Annotated in this window: 2 pseudogenes; one reads left to right on the top strand and one right to left on the bottom strand. The window is 55.9% G+C overall.

The features are described 5' to 3' along the window. Window positions 1-283: pseudogene (locus tag AD944_RS00305) on the bottom strand (site-specific integrase); the annotation flags it as partial. A 469-nt stretch (window positions 284-752) separates the two neighbouring features. On the opposite strand from AD944_RS00305, the pseudogene AD944_RS15985 reads away from it, so the two are divergent. Then, window positions 753-1,109, top strand: a pseudogene (locus AD944_RS15985) (Fic family protein); the annotation flags it as partial.

The raw sequence follows: 1,109 nt of genomic DNA, 5'->3' as shown, positions 1-1,109 counted from the left end.
CCCGGGTCTGCATCTCCTCGCACACATAACGGTCGACCAGGTCGCGAACGGTCTGACGTTCCAGTGGGCGCGTGTCCTCAAACTGTCCGAGTTCCAGCTTGGCGGACGTCGTGTCCAGCCAGCGCCGGGCGAGTTTGGCCGAGGCAAAGGTTTGATGGATCCGCTCTCCGCCTGCAATGCGCTTGCGGGCTCGATACTGGCCTTTGCCACGATATTCCACGCCTGCCGGAAGGGGACGGCCTGTCGCAGGATCGATTTTGGCAGAAGTGATTCGGTCTTTCATGGTGAGCCTCGCCTGGGCCCAGCATAGCCTTTTCATGGGCCCATTGGGACCATGTGCTTATCGTCTTTTTTGGCGATGGGCCCAAGGTGGGCCCAAAAGCAGTCAATCATTCCGCGACCAAAACTCTAAGTCATTGGAAAGATTGGCGTGCCGACGGCAACGAAACAGAGAACTGGAACCTATTGATATCATTGGAATAAAATAAACAGGCTGTCTCGTGATGGATTGAGTGTTCGAAACATCGACCTGCAGGCCGAACGTCTGCTTCGGGGGAGCGGATGGTTTGCATTCCGATGAATTGTATTGGAAAACAGCTATTTGGTTCCGTATCGGGCCTTGTCAGCCTGCCCTGGCCCGGCTTTTCCGGAGTCTCGCTCACCCGCAGCGTAAGTCTTTTCTTGCAATATTGCTGATTTCTAATCGAATATGAGCAATCGTAATCGGTTTTTTCGAATGAGGCGTATTCCTAATGGCGGACACAGAAAAGTCCACACTGCTTGGGGGGCGATGGCTCGGCGATAACTTTGGTGTTGATCCCTGCTGCGGCTTTCCCGTGACCAGCACGGCCGGTTCGCGCCGGGAGAGCCGCCATCATGGCTTTGAGAGCCACGAAATTTACCCGGAAAGCATGCGACCCGCTGAGAGCCCGGCTGGACACCTTCAGTTCCATTTGCGTTATGAGCCAACCAGCCTCGAACTGCTGGCACGGGTATTCGAAGTGTCGGGACCCGATTTCGTGCGAGACTGGATAGAGCGGGAACCGACCGGGCAATACGCGCGCCGCGCCGCCTTCCTCTATGAGTTTCTGACGGGACATGAACTGGAA

Source organism: Acetobacter tropicalis, from assembly GCF_001580915.1.
GTDB classification, from domain to species: domain Bacteria; phylum Pseudomonadota; class Alphaproteobacteria; order Acetobacterales; family Acetobacteraceae; genus Acetobacter; species Acetobacter tropicalis.
Note: the sequence above shows the minus strand (reverse complement) of the source record. Positions and strands in the feature narration are given on the sequence as shown.